This window comes from Xanthobacter sp. 91 (assembly GCF_000702385.1).
Lineage (GTDB): Bacteria > Pseudomonadota > Alphaproteobacteria > Rhizobiales > Xanthobacteraceae > Xanthobacter > Xanthobacter aminoxidans.
This window is the reverse complement of the sequence record NZ_JNIB01000001.1, coordinates 3,894,228-3,910,280: the sequence shown is the minus strand read 5'-3', so window position 1 is coordinate 3,910,280 and position 16,053 is coordinate 3,894,228. Positions and strand designations below refer to the sequence as shown.

At 70.1% G+C, this 16,053-nt stretch carries 18 protein-coding genes; 10 read left to right on the top strand and 8 right to left on the bottom strand.

The genetic code is table 11. The features are described 5' to 3' along the window. Positions 1-43: 43 nt before the first annotated feature. Entirely contained in the window at positions 44-394 is a 351-nt protein-coding gene (locus tag A37E_RS0118315) for a DUF952 domain-containing protein (RefSeq protein WP_029557933.1), read from the top strand. Between the two features lie 3 nt (positions 395-397). Here A37E_RS0118315 and A37E_RS0118310 read toward each other — a convergent pair whose 3' ends face one another. The 3 genes from A37E_RS0118310 to A37E_RS0118300 all read right to left on the bottom strand — a co-directional run bounded on the left by A37E_RS0118310 (position 398) and on the right by A37E_RS0118300 (position 2,954). Beyond that, positions 398-1,720, bottom strand: a complete 1,323-nt coding sequence (locus A37E_RS0118310) for an MATE family efflux transporter (RefSeq protein ID WP_029557932.1) — start codon at positions 1,718-1,720, stop codon at positions 398-400. A 4-nt stretch (positions 1,721-1,724) separates the two neighbouring features. Further along, positions 1,725-1,994: a DUF6460 domain-containing protein gene (locus A37E_RS0118305; protein WP_029557931.1), complete on the bottom strand. Its 270-nt coding sequence runs from the start codon at positions 1,992-1,994 to the stop codon at positions 1,725-1,727. 66 nt (positions 1,995-2,060) lie between these two features. Beyond that, entirely contained in the window at positions 2,061-2,954 is an 894-nt protein-coding gene (locus A37E_RS0118300; protein WP_029557930.1) for an alpha/beta hydrolase, read from the bottom strand. A gap of 415 nt (positions 2,955-3,369) precedes the next feature. Here A37E_RS0118300 and ffh point away from each other — a divergent pair, with 415 nt between their 5' ends. The 4 genes from ffh (at position 3,370) to A37E_RS0118280 (ending at position 7,908) form a co-directional block, all read left to right on the top strand. Then, positions 3,370-4,926 (top strand): signal recognition particle protein, encoded by a 1,557-nt coding sequence (gene ffh / locus A37E_RS0118295; protein ID WP_029557929.1) that lies wholly within the window; start codon positions 3,370-3,372, stop codon positions 4,924-4,926. A 172-nt stretch (positions 4,927-5,098) separates the two neighbouring features. Beyond that, positions 5,099-5,464, top strand: coding sequence for a 30S ribosomal protein S16 (gene rpsP / locus A37E_RS0118290; protein ID WP_029557928.1), 366 nt, complete (start codon positions 5,099-5,101; stop codon positions 5,462-5,464). Positions 5,465-5,860: 396 nt separating this feature from the next. Further along, positions 5,861-7,357, top strand: coding sequence for a leucyl aminopeptidase (locus A37E_RS0118285; RefSeq protein WP_029557927.1), 1,497 nt, complete (start codon positions 5,861-5,863; stop codon positions 7,355-7,357). A 98-nt stretch (positions 7,358-7,455) separates the two neighbouring features. Then, positions 7,456-7,908 (top strand): DNA polymerase III subunit chi, encoded by a 453-nt coding sequence (locus tag A37E_RS0118280; protein WP_029557926.1) that lies wholly within the window; start codon positions 7,456-7,458, stop codon positions 7,906-7,908. 201 nt (positions 7,909-8,109) lie between these two features. Here the strand turns inward: A37E_RS0118280 and A37E_RS0118275 are convergent, their stop codons facing one another. After that, positions 8,110-8,559 carry a phage holin family protein gene (locus tag A37E_RS0118275; protein ID WP_051679149.1) on the bottom strand — a complete coding sequence of 150 codons (450 nt, stop codon included), beginning with the start codon at positions 8,557-8,559 and terminating at the stop codon, positions 8,110-8,112. Then, the gene (locus A37E_RS0118270; RefSeq protein ID WP_029557924.1) at positions 8,556-8,810 is read right to left on the bottom strand and encodes a hypothetical protein; all 255 of its coding nucleotides are present in this window, start codon (positions 8,808-8,810) and stop codon (positions 8,556-8,558) included. The genes A37E_RS0118275 and A37E_RS0118270 overlap by 4 nt, the downstream gene beginning before the upstream one ends. A gap of 188 nt (positions 8,811-8,998) precedes the next feature. Between A37E_RS0118270 and A37E_RS0118265 the strand changes: the two genes are divergently transcribed. Further along, positions 8,999-9,643, top strand: a complete 645-nt coding sequence (locus tag A37E_RS0118265) for a 2-hydroxychromene-2-carboxylate isomerase (RefSeq protein WP_029557923.1) — start codon at positions 8,999-9,001, stop codon at positions 9,641-9,643. 99 nt (positions 9,644-9,742) lie between these two features. Then, on the top strand, positions 9,743-10,216 hold the full coding sequence (locus A37E_RS0118260; protein WP_156026376.1) for a hypothetical protein: 474 nt from the start codon (positions 9,743-9,745) through the stop codon (positions 10,214-10,216). A 193-nt stretch (positions 10,217-10,409) separates the two neighbouring features. On the opposite strand, the gene A37E_RS0118255 is transcribed toward A37E_RS0118260, so the two are convergent. Then, positions 10,410-11,366 carry an alpha/beta hydrolase gene (locus tag A37E_RS0118255; RefSeq protein ID WP_029557921.1) on the bottom strand — a complete coding sequence of 319 codons (957 nt, stop codon included), beginning with the start codon at positions 11,364-11,366 and terminating at the stop codon, positions 10,410-10,412. Between the two features lie 123 nt (positions 11,367-11,489). Here A37E_RS0118255 and A37E_RS0118250 point away from each other — a divergent pair, with 123 nt between their 5' ends. From A37E_RS0118250 to A37E_RS0118240, 3 genes are all read left to right on the top strand, one after another. Next, positions 11,490-11,963, top strand: a complete 474-nt coding sequence (locus A37E_RS0118250) for a secondary thiamine-phosphate synthase enzyme YjbQ (RefSeq protein ID WP_081837666.1) — start codon at positions 11,490-11,492, stop codon at positions 11,961-11,963. Between the two features lie 105 nt (positions 11,964-12,068). After that, positions 12,069-12,743: a response regulator transcription factor gene (locus A37E_RS0118245; protein WP_024279688.1), complete on the top strand. Its 675-nt coding sequence runs from the start codon at positions 12,069-12,071 to the stop codon at positions 12,741-12,743. A gap of 138 nt (positions 12,744-12,881) precedes the next feature. Further along, positions 12,882-14,240, top strand: coding sequence for an MFS transporter (locus A37E_RS0118240; RefSeq protein WP_029557919.1), 1,359 nt, complete (start codon positions 12,882-12,884; stop codon positions 14,238-14,240). A 9-nt stretch (positions 14,241-14,249) separates the two neighbouring features. On the opposite strand, the gene A37E_RS0118235 is transcribed toward A37E_RS0118240, so the two are convergent. Further along, the gene (locus A37E_RS0118235) at positions 14,250-14,702 is read right to left on the bottom strand and encodes a hypothetical protein (protein ID WP_029557918.1); all 453 of its coding nucleotides are present in this window, start codon (positions 14,700-14,702) and stop codon (positions 14,250-14,252) included. A 321-nt stretch (positions 14,703-15,023) separates the two neighbouring features. After that, positions 15,024-16,049, bottom strand: a complete 1,026-nt coding sequence (gene holA / locus A37E_RS0118230; RefSeq protein WP_029557917.1) for a DNA polymerase III subunit delta — start codon at positions 16,047-16,049, stop codon at positions 15,024-15,026. Positions 16,050-16,053: the final 4 nt, after the last annotated feature.

The window sequence follows — 16,053 nt, the reverse complement described above, 5'->3', positions numbered from 1 at the left end:
TGCCGGCCTATGTGCGTCGCCGATCCATTGAGGAGCATCGCCCGTGACTGCCGCCCCCCTCATCTACAAGATCGCCCCCGCCGCCTTGTGGGCCGCCGCCGAGCAGGCGGGCGTGTTCACCGGGGCGCCGGTGGATGTGGCCGACGGCTACATCCATTTCTCCACCTCCGCGCAGGCGCGCGAGACGGCGGCGAAGCACTTCGCCGGGCAGGCCGACCTGAAGCTGGTGGCGGTGGAGGCGGCGGCGCTCGGCGCGGCGCTGAAATGGGAGCCCTCGCGCGGCGGCGCCCTTTTCCCCCATCTCTACGCGCCGCTGCCGCTCACCGCCGTGAGATGGGTGCGCGACCTGCCGCTCGGCGCGGACGGGGCGCACGTCTTCCCCGATCTGGACTGAAACTCAGCCGAAGGTCCGCCGCTCCAGCGCCGGCAGCCGCAGGGCCTGGAAGCCGCCGCGCGCGAGGAGGAAGGCGAGCATCGCCAGCCACAGGCCGTGATTGCCCAGCGGCCGCAGGGCGAGGAACACGCCGAGATAGACGCCCAGCGAGGCGAGCATCAGGTTGCGCATGTCACGCGACCACAGCGCGCCGATATAGACGCCGTCGAAGGCATAGGCCGTCACCCCCGCCACCGGCAGCAGCGCGGCGTAGAGCAGATAGATGCGCGCCTCGGCCCGCACCTCCGGGCTGGTGCTCATGGCGTCCACGATGGCCGGGCCGGTGATGAGGTAGACCGCCCCCGCCAGCACCGCGAAGGCAAATCCCCACACGATGGACAGCCGCACCCCGGCGGAGAAATCCGCCCGCCGTCGCGCACCCACGGCCGAGCCGCAGATCTGCTCGGCGGCGGTGGCGAAACCGTCGAGGAAATAGGCCGCCACCATCACCATGTTCTGGAGAATGGCGTTGGCGGCGAGGGTCACGTCGCCCGCCCGTGCGCCCTGCGCGGCGAAGAAGGAGAAGGCGAACATCAGCGCCGCGGTGCGGATCATGATGTCGCGGTTGAGCATGACGGTCTGGATGAGGCGCGCCTTGTCGAGCAGCACCGCCTTCGCCACCCCGAGCCGCCCGCCCAGCAGCACGGCGCACAGGACGAGCCCCGCCGCCGCTCCGATGATTTCGGCGACGAGAGTTCCCGCCGCCGAGCCGGCGACGCCCCAGCCGGCGCCAAGCACGAGCGCGGCCGAAAGCACCATGTTGAGGACATTGATTCCCAGCTGGAGCACCAGCGCCCGCCCGGTGCGGCCGAGGCCCACCAGCCAGCCCAGCACCACGTAATTGGCCAGGGTGAAGGGCGCGGCGAAGATGCGGATGGCGTAATAGTCGCGCACCGCCGCGTTCACCTCCTCGCTCGCGCCCGCCAGCGACAGGGCCGCGCTCTCGATGGGCGTGCGCAGGAGCACAATCAGGAGGCCGAGCGCGCCGGCGACCAGCAGGCCGCGCGCCAGCACCGCCCGTTCCTCCACCGCATCACGCCGCCCCACCGCCTGCGCGGCGAGGCCCACCGTGCCCATGCGCAGGAAGCCGAACACCCAGAACAGCATGTCGAAGATGATGGCGGCGAGCGCCACGCCACCGAGCAGCGACGCGCTGCCGAGCCGACCCACCACCGCCGCATCCACCACGCCCAGCATCGGCGTGGTGAGGTGCGCCAGCGTCATCGGCAGCGCGATGGCGAGCACGCGCCGGTGCGTTACGCCCCCCGAGACGGCGGCGAGGGACACGACCTCAGCGCCGGCCGAACACGCGCATGAGCAGCCAGAGCGGAATGACGATGACGGCGCCGAGCAGGAAGTAGCGCCACATGCGCTCCACCGCCTCGAAGCTGAAGCTGAACAGGTTGCGCAGCAGGCGCTGGAGGCTGGTGAAAATGTTCATCGGGTCGAGCCCGAGGGCGGCGAGGATCACGCCCACCACCACCGAGAGCAGCACGAGCCGCACCAGCACCCAAGCGGGCGACCCGCCGAAGAAGCGCGTGAGATCGTTGTTCTCGGACATGGGCGGGGCTCCTGTGACGGCCGTGGTTTAGCACGACCGTCGCGCAGGGGGGAGACGGAGCCTGCCTCAGCCCGCCCGCAGGAAGTCCGTGACCAGCGCGACGGTGGCGGCGGGGTTCTCCTCCATGATCCAGTGGCCGCTGCCGGGCACCACGTCGCCCGTCACGTCGGTGGCGGCGAAGCGCATCACCTCGGCCATGCCGAGGCCGAAGGAATGCTCGCCGCCCAGCGCCAGCACCGGCATGGCGAGCTTGCCCGCCGTGAGGAATTCCGCGTTGTCGACGGCGTCCTGGTCGAAGGCGGCGAACTGGGCGAAGCCCGCGTGCATGGCGCCGGGCTGGGCATAGAGCGCGGCGTAATGTTCCCGTGCGGCCTCCGAGAAGTGGCTGGGATCGGCGGAAAACTCGTTCCAGAAGCGGTCGAGATAGATGCGCTCGCGCCCGGCGACGAGGCGCTCCATGTCCGGCCCGCCGAAGCGGAAATGCCAGAGCAGCGGGTTCTTCAGGATCTCCTCCCACGGGCCCACGCCGGGCAGCGGCGCGTCGATGAGGGCAAACTTCGTGACCCGGTCACGATGGAGCGCGGCGAAGGCGAAGCCCACCATGTTGCCGATGTCGTGGGTGACGAGGGCCACGGTGTCGATTCCGAGCGCATCGAGCAGGCCGGCCATGTCGGCGCCCTGGGTCTTCTTGTCGTAGCCGCCGGGCGGCTTGGCCGAGAGGCCCATGCCGCGCAGGTCCGGCACCACCACGGTGTGGGTGGGCGCCAGCGCCTGGGCGAGCGCGCCCCACATGTCGCCGGTCTCGCCATAGCCGTGGATGAGCAGCACCGCCGGCCCCTGCCCGCCCGTGCGGACATGGAGGGTGGTGCCGTTGGTCTCGATCTCCGCGATGCGGAAATCGGCGGGAAAGGGAACGATCTGGCTCGCTTCGGGGGCAGCAGTCGAAGGCGTCTGGGGCATGGTTTCCTCCCCGCCGCTGGCCGGCGGATGCGCGAGATGCGCTAAGGGAAAGTATGGTCTGTTCCGATGACGACCAGTAGTGGTGCTGCGCGCAAACTTCGCTTGCGCGGCGAAGCTTGCCTCATCGTGATGGCGGGCGCAGAATGAACGGGCACAGCGGCCGCGCGCCCTGCCCCGACGGCGGCAAATTTGCCTCCCGCGCCCAAACCTGCTAACAGCCCCAGCTTCACACGGACGGCCATGCCGATCCCGCCGACCGGGCCGAGAGCCCGGAGGCCCCCGCCCGACAGCGCGATGCGCCCTCGGGCGTGCTTTGCGTTGGCTTGATGTGGCATCCCCTGGATGCTCCTCATCCGGCCCGCGCGGCGCGGGAGATCATCGCCGTCCGGTGTGAAGCTGCAACACCCGGGTGCCCATGTTCGATACCCTTTCCGACCGCCTCGGCGGCATACTCGACAAGCTGAAGCGGCGCGGCGCTCTCACCGAGGCCGACGTCGGCGAGGCCATGCGCGAGGTGCGCCGCGCGCTGATCGAGGCGGACGTGGCGCTGGACGTGGTGCGGTCCTTCACCGACCGGGTGCGCCAGCGCGCCGTGGGCGTGGAGGTCATCAAGTCCGTCACCCCCGGCCAGATGGTGGTGAAGATCGTCCACGACGAGCTCGTGGCGACTCTCGGCTCCGACGCCGACCCCATCGACCTGAACGCCCCCGCCCCGGTGCCGATCCTGATGGTCGGCCTGCAGGGCTCGGGCAAGACCACCTCCACCGCCAAGATCGCCAAGCGCCTCACCGAACGCGGCAAGCGCAAGGTGCTGATGGCCTCGCTCGACACCCGCCGCCCGGCGGCCATGGAGCAGTTGGCCACGCTGGGCAAGCAGGTGGAGGTCGCGACCCTTCCCATCGTCGCCGGCCAGTCGGCCGTGCAGATCGCCAAGCGCGCCATCGAGGCGGCCAAGCTCGGCGGCTACGACGTGGTGATGCTCGACACCGCCGGCCGCGTGACGCTGGACGAAGGCCTGATGGCCGAGGTGGCCGAGGTGAAGGCCGTCACCAAGCCGCATGAAGTGCTGCTGGTTGCCGACAGCCTCACCGGCCAGGACGCGGTGAACACCGCCAAGGCCTTCGACGGCCGCGTGGGCCTCACCGGCATCGTGCTGACCCGCGCCGACGGCGATGGTCGCGGTGGTGCGGCTCTTTCCATGCGCGCCGTCACCGGCAAGCCCATCAAGCTGCTCGGCACCGGCGAAAAGATGGACGCGCTGGAGGATTTCGATCCCCATCGCGTGGCCGGCCGCATCCTCGGCATGGGCGACGTGGTCGCCCTGGTGGAGCGGGCCGCCGAGAATATCGACATCGAGAAGGCGAAGATCACCGCCGAGCGCATGCGCAAGGGCACCTTCGACCTTGACGACCTGCGCGGCCAGCTGGAGCAGATGTCCAAGATGGGCGGCCTCGGCGGGCTCATGGGCCTCATGCCCGGCGTCGCCAAGGTGAAGAACCAGATCGCCGCCGCCAACCTCGACGACAAGGTGTTCAAGCGGCAGGTGGCCATCATCAATTCGATGACCCCCAAGGAGCGCCGCGCCCCCAAGCTGCTCGACGCCTCGCGCAAGCGCCGCATCGCCGCCGGCTCCGGCACCAAGGTGGAGGAGATCAACCGCCTCCTGAAGATGCATCGCCAGATGGCCGACGTGATGAAGGCCATGGGCGGCGCCGCCGGCAAGCGCGGCCCGCTCGCGGGTCTCGCCGGCATGATGGGCTTCGGCGGCGGCGGCCCCTCCCCCGAGATGCTGCAGGAAATGGCGGAAAAGATGGGCAAGGGCGGCCCCGGCGGAATGCCCGGCGCGCCCGGCGGCCTGCCGCCGAACTTCCCCGGCCTGCCCGGCGGTGGCCTGCCGTCCAAATTCCCCGGCGGCCTCCCCGGCCTGCCGAAGGGCTTTCCTGGAGTGGGAGGGCCCGGCAAGAAGAAGTAATTCCGCTCTCTCCCGTCATGGCCGGGCTTGTCCCGGCCATCCACGTCCAGCGGCCGGGCGCATTCCTGCGAGAAGCGTGACGGCGGGACGACGTGGATGCCCGGGACAAGCCCGGGCATGACGGCCTCAGACACTCACATCCACCAATCAAACGACCCAAAGGAAAAAGACCATGTCCCTCAAGATCCGTCTCGCCCGCGGCGGCGCCAAGAAGCGTCCCTACTACCGCATCGTCGTCGCCGACGCCCGCGCCCCGCGCGATGGCCGCTTCATCGAGAAGATCGGCACCTTCAACCCGCTGCTCGCCAAGGATTCCGAGACCCGCGTGGTGCTCGACACCGAGAAGGCGAAGGCCTGGCTCGAGAAGGGTGCCCAGCCCACCGACCGCGTGGCCCGCTTCCTCGACGCCGCCGGCCTGCTGAAGCGCGAAGCCAAGAACAACCCGAAGAAGGCCGAGCCCGGCCAGAAGGCCCAGGAGCGCGCCAAGGAGAAGGCCGACAAGGCCGCCGCGGCTGCCGGTGGCGAAGCCGCCGAGTGAGGCTTTCCTTTCGGGAAGATGAGGAATGGGGGCGCCTGGCGCCCCCTTTTCTTTTGGGGGTGCTTGCCCGTGGCCAGCAGCTTCGACACTCTTTCCACCCGTCATGGCCGGGCTTGTCCCGGCCATCCACGCGGGCAGGCCGGGAATTGGTCTGCGGACGGTGGTGCCGTCGGCCCGACGTGGTTGCCCGGGACAAGCCCGGGCATGACGATTGCTCGTATCCCGCCCTTCTCCTAAAGCGCCCCGGCACCTATCTAAGCCCCAGCCCCGAAAGCTCGGGCGCGGCGGCACCACCGTGACGCTGAGGGCGGTTCCCCCTGTCCGCCGGCCGGGCTAGACAAGGGCGACGCATATTCTGAATCCATTCTGCCCCCTTTGCTGCTTCTGGAGCGCCTGATGTCCGATCCCGTCACCGTCTCGTTCGCCCGGCTCACCGCCGCCGCCAAGGGCGTCCTCGTGGTGCTCACCGACGAAAGCCTCGCCTTCGGCACGCAGGCGCAGAAGCTGGTGAAGGGGGCCGACAAGGCGCTGACCCGCGCGTTCGACGCCGAGAAGTTCAAGGGCAAGGCCTGGAGCGCGCTGGACCTGCTCGCCCCCGCCGGCATCGAGGCGCCGCGCCTCATCATCATCTCGGTGGGCAAGGCGGCGGACCTGAAGCCCAAGGACTTCCTGAAGCTCGGCGGCCTCATCGCCGGCAAGCTCCCCGCCTCCGCCCGCGAGGCGAGCGTGGTGCTCGACCTGCCCGGCACCAAGATCTCCGCCGATTCCGCCGCCGAGGTGGCGCTGGGCATCTCGCTGCGCAGCTACAGCTTCGACCGCTACAAGACCAAGAAGAAGGACGATGCCGAGCCGACCGCCCGCGCCGTGACCCTCCTCGTTTCCGACGAGGCGGCTACCCGCCGCTCCTATGCCGCCCGGCAGGCGGTGGGCGACGGCGTGCTGTTCGCCCGCGACCTCGTGAACGAGCCCGCCAACGTGCTCGATCCGCCGGAATTCGCCCGCCGCGCCGAGGAGCATCTGTCCGGCGTGGGCGTCGAGATCGAGGTGCTGGACGATGCCGCCCTCGCGGAAGCCGGCCTCAAGGCGCTGCTCGGCGTCGGCCAGGGCTCCATCAAGGAAAGCCGCGTCGTGGTGATGCGCTGGAACGGCGGCCCCAAGGATGAGGCGCCCGTCGCCTTCATCGGCAAGGGCGTCACCTTCGACACCGGCGGCATCTCCATCAAGCCGGCCGCCGGCATGGAGGACATGAAGGGCGACATGGGCGGCGCCGCCTGCGTCACCGGCCTCATGTATGCTCTCGCCGCCCGCAAGGCGAAGGTGAATGCGGTGGGCCTCATCGGCCTCGTGGAGAACATGCCCGACGGCGCCGCCCAGCGCCCCGGCGATATCGTCACCTCGCTCTCCGGCCAGACCATCGAGATCATCAACACCGATGCCGAGGGCCGGCTCGTGCTGTGCGACGTGCTCTGGTACGCCAAGGAGCGCTTCAAGCCCAAGTTCATGATCGACCTCGCCACCCTCACGGGCGCGATCCTGGTGGCGCTGGGGTCGGAATATGCGGGCCTCTTCTCCAACGACGACGAGCTGTCCCAGCGCCTCACCCAGGCCGGTCAGGAGACCGGCGAGCGGGTGTGGCGCATGCCGCTCGGCCCGGAATACGACAAGCTGATCGATTCCAAGTTCGCCGACATGAAGAACACCGGCGGCCGCAACGCCGGCTCCATCACCGCCGCCCAGTTCCTGCACCGCTTCGTGGACAAGACCCCGTGGGCGCATCTCGACGTGGCCGGCACGGCCATGTCCTCCCCCGCGAGCGACATCAACAAGAGCTGGGGCTCGGGCTGGGGCGTGCGCCTGCTCGACCAGCTGGTGAAGGATCATTACGAGGGGTGAGGCTCGGCCTCTCTCATCACGTCGTCCTCCGGTCATGCCGGAGGACGACGGCCTGACGAGACAGGACGCTCGCGCCCCCGCGTGCTAGCCTTTCCGCAATGACCGAAATCCTCTTCTACCACCTTGAGCGCCGCCCTCTGGAGCAGGTGCTGCCGATGCTGCTGGAGAAGTCGCTGGAGCGCGGCTGGCGGTGCGTGGTGCAGTGCGGGTCGGCGGAGCGGCGGGACGCGCTCGATTCCCATCTGTGGACCTATAGCGAGGCCTCTTTCCTGCCCCACGGCACGGAGGCGCAGCCGCTGCCCGAGCGCCAGCCGGTGCTGATCGCCACCTCCGAGGCCAACACCAACGGCGCGCAGGTGCGTTTTCTGGTGGATGCGGTGCCGCTCGCCGATGCCTCGCCCTATGCGCGCGTCGTCCACCTCTTCGACGGGCGGGACGACGAGCAGGTGGCCAAGGCCCGCGAGCGCTGGCGCGAGGCCAAGGCGGAGGCCGGCAACGAACTCACCTACTGGCAGCAGGACGAGAACGGGCGCTGGGTACGCAAGGCGTGAGAATTACCCTGCGTTACCGCAGGGAGAATCACCCCGTCGTCCGTCATCGCCCGCCTTGTGCGGGCGATCCACGGTGAGGCCGGGTCCACACCTTCGAACACGGCTCAAGCGGCAAAAGGTGGATCGCCCGGACACGCCGGGCGATGACGGCGCTCACGAAGGGAGGCATTCCTCCCGCACGCATAAGGCTCTGCCTGCCCCTTAAGCCCGCGGACTGCGGCGGAACAGGCGGGTGAGCAGCGTCAGCGCCGGCAGGATCAGCCCCGGCACGGCGGCGAGCGAGGCGTAGGAGGCGACGTTGGCCTGGGTGGCGCGCAGGTCCGCGGCCACCGCATCCATGGCCGATTGGCTCACCTGATTGGCCAGCGCCAGCTCGCGCGAGGGCTTCAGCATGGCGCCGATGATGGCCACGATGAGCGCGAGGAAAAGCCCGCCTCCGCCCACCACCACGGCCGCCCAGATCGGCCCCATGGATTGCTCAAGCGCCAGGAACAGCGCGACGCCCAGCATCACCACGCCGAAGCTCGCCACCAGAGCGGCGAAGGCGAACAGGCCGGCGCGGGCCGCGATGTGGCGCAGGTGGATTTCGGCAATGATGGTGTTGGTGCGCAGCAGAATCTTCAGATTCCGCATCAGCTGGTCGAAATTCATCCCGCGTCCCTTCCTCTGCGCACAACCCTGACCGGCCGGAGCAGCGAGCCTGCCACCGCCCCCGCCAGAAACGACACGGCCATCCATGCCAGGGGGTTCATCCGCACGGCCCGCCGCGCCTTCGCGCCGCCCGCCGCCTCAGGTCCGCCCGGCGGATCGCTTGGCGGCCCCTTGGCCATGGCCGCCTTCAGCGCCACCCCTGCCAGCTCGCTCTTGAGCTCGACCAGCTCGGATTCCCGTTCGTCGCCCATACCGCCTCCCGGAACGTCTCCGGGCGCCTGAGAGGGAAGCACCGTGCGCCGCCCTGTCAAGCCGCCCTGCGCAAGGACAACTTCCGGATCGGTCGATTGATCCCCGCGCCCGGGCTTCAAGGCGACGGAAAGAGGCTCTAGCATCGCCCTCCCGCCCAAGGACGATCCCAAGAGAAGGCCTGCCCCCAATGAGCCCGACCCCCGCCGCGCCGCGCACCCTCGACTATTTCTTCTCCAGCGTGAGCCCCTGGACCTTCCTGGGCCACGGCCCGGTGATGGCGCTCGCCGCGCGCCATGGCGTCAATGTGCGCTTCCATCCGGTGGCCCTCGGCCCCGTCTTCGCCGAAACCGGCGGCCTGCCGCTCGCCAAGCGCGCCCCACCGCGCCAGCGCTACCGCATTCTCGAGCTTCAGCGCTGGCGCCAGAAGCGCGGCGTGGACCTCAACGTCCATCCCGCCCACTGGCCGTTCGACGGCACCCTGGCCGACCAGACCATCCTCGCCGCCATCGAGGCCGGGCACGCGCCCGGCGCGCTGATGGAGCGGATCTTCTCCGGCGTCTGGGTCCGGCAGGAAAATCTCGGCCTGCCCGAGGTCATCGCCGCCTGCGCCGATGCGGTGGGCCTGCCCGGCGCCGAACTGGTGGCGGCGGCGGGCGAGGAGAAGATCGCCGCGCTCTATCTGGAGAACCGCGCCAAGGCGCTCGCCGCCGACGTGTTCGGCGCGCCGTCTTATGTGCTGGACGGCGAGGTGTTCTGGGGCCAGGACCGCATCGACCTCGTGGACGACGCCCTCGCCTCCGGCCGCGCGCCCTACCGGCCGGACGTGGCCTGAAGCCCCCTGCCCCCTTCCGGCCCCGATCGGCGTGATTATCTAGCGGGAATGACGCGGCGGAACGGGCCGCGGACGTGACGGCGGGATTTGGAGGCGCGCATGGTCTTCCCGGCTCATCCGGCGCATTCGGCCGGTCTCGCGGCGGCCCTCGCCGCGAGCCTTCTGGCGGCGCCAGCCCTCGCGCAGGCGCAAGTTCCGCCCGCGCCGCCCGGCGACACCACGGCGCCGCGCTTCTCCTTCGCCCCGGTGGAGGGCGGCGCGCTGAAGCTCGACCGGGAGACCGGCCGCGTCTCCCTGTGCGCCAAGCGCGGCACCGGCTTCACCTGCGAGGCGGTGCCTGATACGCGCGATGCCTATGAGGCGGAGATCGCCCGCCTTCAGGGGGAGGTGGACACCCTGCGCCGCTCGGCCCAGCTTCCGCCGCTCCCGCCCCTGCCGCCGACGCCGGGGCCAAACGCCAGCCCCGACACCTCAGACATGGACCGCGCCCTCGACTATGCCGAGCGCTTCTACAAGCGCCTGCGCGGCCTCATCGACGAATTCCGCGCGCCCAACGGACAGGAGAAGCTCTGAGGGCGCGAAAGGCCGAGGGGTGGGGGCTTCGCCATTGGCCCCGCCCGTCATGCCCGGGCTTGTCCCGGGCATCCACGTCGAGCCGTTTCGCGCTCGCCTGAGTCGTAGTCCCGGCCGAGCCACGTGGATGGCCGGGACAAGCCCGGCCATGACGGCGGGAAAAACAGGGGGCTGGCCGCTGACGCCCCTTCCCTCAGAACTCCGCCAGATACCCGTCGATGCGCTTCAGCGCCTGGTCGGCGATGGTGCCGGGGAAGGCGATGAAGACGTGGCAGCCGCCGGGATAGACCTCCAGCTCCGTGCCATTCCCCGCCGCCGCCCACGCATTGGCCATGAAGAGGGTGTCGTCCACCAGAGGATCGCGGCCGCCGACGATGAACAGCGCCTTGGGCAGGCCCTTGAGGCGCGCCAGCAGCGGCGACACGTCCGGGTCGTCCGCCTTGCCTTCAAGCCGCAGGTAGTTGTCGACGAAGAACTGGATGTCCCGCGTGTTCAGCACCAGCGGCAGGTCGCCCCAGTTGCGGACGGAGGGGGTCAGGCGCAGGTCGTAGCAGCCGGCGGTGAGCACGGCGGCGGAGAAGGGCGTCAGGCCGTGGCGGTCACGCAGCCGCACGAGGGTCGCGACCACCAGCGTGGCGCCGCCCGATTCCCCGCCGATGGCGAAGCGCTCGGTGCCGAAGCGGGCCTTCGCCTCCTTCACCAGCCAGAGGGCGGCCGCCTCGCAATCGTCCGGGCCGGCGGGATAGGGCACTTCCGGGGCCAGCGCATAATCCACCGAGACCACCGCCAGCCCGCAATTGGCGGCGATGCGGTCCAGCAGCGCCTCGTTCTCGCGCGCCGAGCCCAGCGTCCAGCCGCCGCCGTGGATGTGGAAATAGACACCCCTGGGCGCGCCGTCGGGCCTGTAGATGCGCACCGGCACCGGGCCGCGCGGGCCCGGAATTGTCTCTGCCGTGGCGCGCGGGCTCTCCGGCGCCAGCGGAAACACGCCCTTGCCGGCAAGGCGGGCGGCGCGAATCTCGGGCAGCGGGGTGGCCCACCGGTCGGGGATGGCGGACAGGACCTTCACGATGGCATCGTTGACCATGCGCGTGTCGGGCGCGATGGCCGCATCGGCGAACACGGCGGGATCGAGAACCAGCTTCGACATGGAAGAACCCTGATCGTTGGGCGTCGCCGCCCGAAAAGGCGGCGCGGCAGGCCGTGAACTGGTACGTGGCGGGCGAACACCGCGCAAGAAGCGAACACCGCGCAAGCAGGAGGAGACATCACCATGGCGCGCACCAGCCGCACCCCGGCGCGACTGAGCGGGGCCGTGCGCCACGCCGAGGCGACGCTTCAGGTGGAGACGCCCGGCGAGGGCTTCACCGACATCACCCGCGAGGCCACCGCCTTCCTCACCGAGATCGCCGCCGGCGACGGCGTGCTCACCGTCTTCTGCCGCCACACCTCGGCCTCCCTCACCATCCAGGAAAATGCCGACCCGGACGTGCAGACCGATCTTCTCACCGCCCTGCGCACCCTCGCGCCGCGCAATTTCCGCTGGGTGCACGACACCGAGGGGCCGGACGACATGCCGGCCCATGTGCGCACCATGCTCAGCGACGCCAGCCTCTCCATCCCCGTGCGCGGCGGGCGGCCGGGGCTCGGGACGTGGCAGGGCATCTACCTCGTGGAGCACCGCGAGCGGCCCCACCGGCGCGAGGTGGTTTTGACTTTCACCGGAACGCTTGGTCAATTTCCCTGATCGGCTTGTCACCGCTTCGCCACGGATTGATGATCGCAGAATCGATTCGCGCTAACGTTGTGGCGACCGCGCGACAAGAAGCTGAAGCCTTGCGGGGGAGGAAGCATGGTGGAAGATGCCGGGAACGGACTGCGCCTCGTCATCGCCGACGACCATCCCCTGTTCCGCGGTGCCTTGCGGGAAGCGGTGCTCGGCCGCAGCGCCGATGCCAGGATCGAGGAGGTCGGCACCTTCGACGACCTGACGGCGCTCTTGGAGCGCGACCCCGAGTTCGACCTGATCCTGCTCGATCTCACCATGCCCGGCGCGCGGGGCTTTTCCGGCCTCATCTATCTGCGCGCCCAGTACATGGCGATCCCGGTGGTGGTGGTCTCCGGCAACGAGGAGCCGGCGGTGATCCGCCGCTGCCTCGATCTCGGCGCCTCCGGCTTCATCCCCAAGAGCATGAGCGTCGGCAACATGCGCGATGCGGTGGCGCAGGTGCTGAAGGGCGAGACCTTCCTGCCGCCCGACATCAACGTGACCACCAAGGCCGACGCCGAGACCGACGCCATCATCGCCCGCCTCTCCACCCTCACGCCCCAGCAGGTGCGGGTGCTGATGATGCTGGCCGAGGGCCGGCTCAACAAGCAGATCGCCTACGAGCTGTCGGTCTCCGAGGCGACGGTGAAGGCGCACGTCTCCGCCATCCTCCAGAAGCTGGGCGTGGAAAGCCGCACCCAGGCCGTGATCGCGGTGTCCAAGGTGGAACAGGGCCTGTGGAGCCATCCGCAGGCGTGAGCACGGACCGGCCCGTTCTGCCACGGTAGGAACCTCTTCACCGGTCACGCTCATAAAGCAGGGCGAGGACCGGGATGCCGCGCGCAGCATCCCGCAGCGGCACGCCACCGGCGTTCCGGGAATGGCGGAAGGATCGAGATGACCGAGCAAAGCCTCAGCCCGACCGGCTCCGAAGCCCCCCGGCGGCGCACCCTGAAGGAGGCCGTCGCGCTCTATACCCAGCGCGACGTGCTCTCCGTCAGCCTGCTCGGCTTCTCCTCCGGCCTGCCTTTGGCGCTCACCGGCGGCACGCTCTCGCTGTGGATGAAGGACGTGGGGGTGACGCTCACCGCCATCGGCCTGTTCAGCCTCGTGGGCCTGCCCTACACGCTGAAGTTCCTGTGGGCGCCGGTGCTGGACGCGGTGGACGTGCCGATCCTGTCCCGCCTGCTCGGCCGGCGGCGCGGCTGGCTTCTGGCCTGCCAGGTCGTTCTCATCGCCGCCATCGCGGCGCTCGCGCTCCAGGACCCCATCAGCGCCCCCTTCGGCGTCGCCGCCTGCGCGCTGGCCGTCGCCATCGCCTCGGCGACGCAGGACATCGCCGTGGATGCCTTCCGCGTGGAACGGCTGGAGAGCGCGAGCGAACAGGCCGCCGGCATGGCCGGATACGTCACCGGCTACCGTATCGCCATGCTGGCCACCGGCGCCGGCGTCATCGCGCTGGTCGCCTATCTGGAAACGGCGCTGGGCCTGCCGCGCGGCACCAGCTGGTTCTGGGGCTACATGATCGCCGCCGGATGCGTCGCCATCGGCCTCGTCGCCACCCTGTTCGCCCGCGAGCCCAGGGCACCCGTGCGCGCGCCGGATGAAGGCACCGGGCACCGGCTGGTCGCCACCACCGTGGGCGCGTTCGGCGAGTTTCTGCGCCGCAACCAGGCGGTGATGATCCTGCTGTTCGTGATGCTGTTCAAATTCTGCGATGCCTTCGCCGGCGTGCTCACCGGGCCGTTCGTGCTGGACATCGGCTTCAGCAAGGCCACCTACGTGGAGATCGTGAAGGTGGTGGGCTTCGGCGGCACCATTGCCGGCAGCTTCGTGGGCGCGTGGATCGCCCGCGAGCGTCCGCTGGTGACGTGCCTGTGGATCTCCGGCGTCCTCCAGATCACCTCCAACCTCGGCTTCACGCTCCAGGCCTATGTGGGCCCGAACGAGGCGGTGCTGACGGGCGTCATCCTCATCGAGAACTTCACCAGCGCCATCGGCACGGTGATCTTCGTGGCCTATCTCTCGGCCCTGTGCGGCGCGCGGGAGCACACCGCCACCCAGTACGCGCTGCTGACGGCGCTGACCGCGGTGGGACGCACCCTGCTCGGCTCCTCCAGCGGGGCCATCGCCGAGGCGTCGGGCTGGCCGCTGTTCTTCGTCCTCACCGCCGTCGCCGGCCTGCCGGGCCTCGCCGCCCTCGGATGGCTCCAGATGAAGGGGCACTTCGCCGAACTGGCGCGGGACAGGGCCTGACCGGCCCCCTCAGCGCCGGCCGAAGGCGGGCCGGCTGAAGAACAGCAGCACGAGGGCGAGCGGGATCATGATGTGATCCAGGATCTTGCCCGGCGGGGCGTGGGTGACATCCAGCGGGCGCATGTGGCCGAGCAGGTAGCGGCCCGCATATTCCACGACGATGAACACCAGCAGCAGCGGAATCAGCGCCCGATAGCGCGCCAGGGCGACCACATAGAGCAGCCCCATGATGAGCTGCGACAGGCCCCAGAGCGCGAACACGAAGATCACCGCCTGCCCTGCCTGGACCGGCGAGAAGGTGTCGAGCGGAATGTGCGCCACCGACTGCGCCCCGCCATCCGGCGCGAACATGTGGAACAGGCTGCGCCCGATGGTCATGGCGGTGATCGCCGCGAACACCGCCACCACCGCACGGTGGCCGGGGAAGTGGTTGTCGATGCGGTCCGGCAGGATCCAGTTCATGCGGCGCTCCGGGCAGAAACAGAGGCGGCACGCGAGACGAAGCCGCCGCCCGGACTTATGGCATCGCTTGGCGCCCGGACCCGATGGCGGAAAATGGCCCGAAGGGTGGGTCCGTCATTGTCTGTCTCGGGCCGGCTCCCACGGCCCTCTCGCCGTCATGCCCGGGCTTGTCCCGGCTATCCACGTCGGGCCGATCGAGCGGGGGTCCCAGAACTGTTCCCGGCCGACCCACGTGGATAGCCGGGACAAGCCCGGCCATGACGGCGGTTCAGGGGATAATAGCCAGGACAAACCCCGAACGACCGCTGCGACGAGCGGCTGCTACCGCCGCCGCCCCGCCTGCTGGGCCACCTGCAACACCACCCGCTCGCAGATGGCGGGGGCGAGCGGCGCGTTGCGGCGGGCGGCGAGGACCGCGTCGTCGACGGCGAGCAGCGCCTTCATGCAGCGGTCGGGGTCGAGGCCACGCAGGGCCTTTTCCAGCTTGGGCTTGCGCGAGAAATGCACCGGCGGGCGGGCGGAGCCCACCACGCTCTCGGGGCTCGATCCCCCCGCCACGGCCAGCGTCATGGGGTGCAGCGCGGTGAGCGCGCGCAGCAGGCCGCCCAGCACGGCATCCGGCCGCGTCGCCGCGCCGAAGGCCTTGGAGAGGGCCGCCAGCGCATCCCGCGTCTCGCCGGCCAGCGCCGAATCCACCACGTCGTCCAGCGCCAGCGCCGAGGCGTCGCCGACGATGAGGCGCACGTCCTCCAGCGTCACGCGCTCGGTGCCCATGCCATAGAGGATGAGCTTGGCGATCTCCCCGCGCGAGGCCAGTCGGTCGCCGCCGATGAGAGAGACGAGCAGCTCGCGCGCGTCGCGATCGATGGAGAGGCCGGCCTCCGCCATCATCTGATCCACGAGGCGGGCGAGGTCGCGCTCGCTGTCGGCGTAGCAGGCGATGGCGAGGGCGTTCTGGGCGTTCTCGCACAGGGTGCGGAGCGGCGCGCCCTTCTTCAGGTCGCCGGCCTCCACCACCACCAGCGCGTCGCAGGGGTTGGAGAGCACCGGCTGGATCGCCGGCACGATGTTCTTGGAGCCGGCGCGCACCCACACCACCCGCTCGCCGCCGAACAGGCCGATGGTGGAGGTCTCGTCGATCAGCCGGCGGGGATCGGAGGCGATCTCGTCGCCCTCCAGCCGCACCAGCGCGAAGGGATCGTGGGCATCGGGCACGGCGCGGCGCACCAGTCCCTCGGCGCGTTCGCGCACGAGGCCGGTGTCGGGGCCGTAGATGAGGATGACGCTCTTGGACCGGTCGCGCCGGGCGAGCGCCGCGTCGGCGTCGCCGGGCCGGACCGCGACCATCCGC

What these genes read in the sequence shown, in the direction of transcription:
- A37E_RS0118305 (WP_029557931.1), bottom strand. Translation starts at nt 1,994, where the DNA reads ATGTCCGAGAACAACGATCTCACGCGCTTCTTCGGCGGGTCGCCCGCT.
- A37E_RS0118300 (WP_029557930.1), bottom strand. Translation starts at nt 2,954, where the DNA reads ATGCCCCAGACGCCTTCGACTGCTGCCCCCGAAGCGAGCCAGATCGTT.
- ffh (WP_029557929.1), top strand. Translation starts at nt 3,370, where the DNA reads ATGTTCGATACCCTTTCCGACCGCCTCGGCGGCATACTCGACAAGCTG.
- rpsP (WP_029557928.1), top strand. Translation starts at nt 5,099, where the DNA reads ATGTCCCTCAAGATCCGTCTCGCCCGCGGCGGCGCCAAGAAGCGTCCC.
- A37E_RS0118285 (WP_029557927.1), top strand. Translation starts at nt 5,861, where the DNA reads ATGTCCGATCCCGTCACCGTCTCGTTCGCCCGGCTCACCGCCGCCGCC.
- A37E_RS0118280 (WP_029557926.1), top strand. Translation starts at nt 7,456, where the DNA reads ATGACCGAAATCCTCTTCTACCACCTTGAGCGCCGCCCTCTGGAGCAG.
- A37E_RS0118275 (WP_051679149.1), bottom strand. Translation starts at nt 8,559, where the DNA reads ATGAATTTCGACCAGCTGATGCGGAATCTGAAGATTCTGCTGCGCACC.
- A37E_RS0118270 (WP_029557924.1), bottom strand. Translation starts at nt 8,810, where the DNA reads ATGGGCGACGAACGGGAATCCGAGCTGGTCGAGCTCAAGAGCGAGCTG.
- A37E_RS0118265 (WP_029557923.1), top strand. Translation starts at nt 8,999, where the DNA reads ATGAGCCCGACCCCCGCCGCGCCGCGCACCCTCGACTATTTCTTCTCC.
- A37E_RS0118260 (WP_156026376.1), top strand. Translation starts at nt 9,743, where the DNA reads ATGGTCTTCCCGGCTCATCCGGCGCATTCGGCCGGTCTCGCGGCGGCC.
- A37E_RS0118255 (WP_029557921.1), bottom strand. Translation starts at nt 11,366, where the DNA reads ATGTCGAAGCTGGTTCTCGATCCCGCCGTGTTCGCCGATGCGGCCATC.
- A37E_RS0118250 (WP_081837666.1), top strand. Translation starts at nt 11,490, where the DNA reads ATGGCGCGCACCAGCCGCACCCCGGCGCGACTGAGCGGGGCCGTGCGC.
- A37E_RS0118245 (WP_024279688.1), top strand. Translation starts at nt 12,069, where the DNA reads ATGGTGGAAGATGCCGGGAACGGACTGCGCCTCGTCATCGCCGACGAC.
- A37E_RS0118240 (WP_029557919.1), top strand. Translation starts at nt 12,882, where the DNA reads ATGACCGAGCAAAGCCTCAGCCCGACCGGCTCCGAAGCCCCCCGGCGG.
- A37E_RS0118235 (WP_029557918.1), bottom strand. Translation starts at nt 14,702, where the DNA reads ATGAACTGGATCCTGCCGGACCGCATCGACAACCACTTCCCCGGCCAC.
- holA (WP_029557917.1), bottom strand. Translation starts at nt 16,049, where the DNA reads ATGGTCGCGGTCCGGCCCGGCGACGCCGACGCGGCGCTCGCCCGGCGC.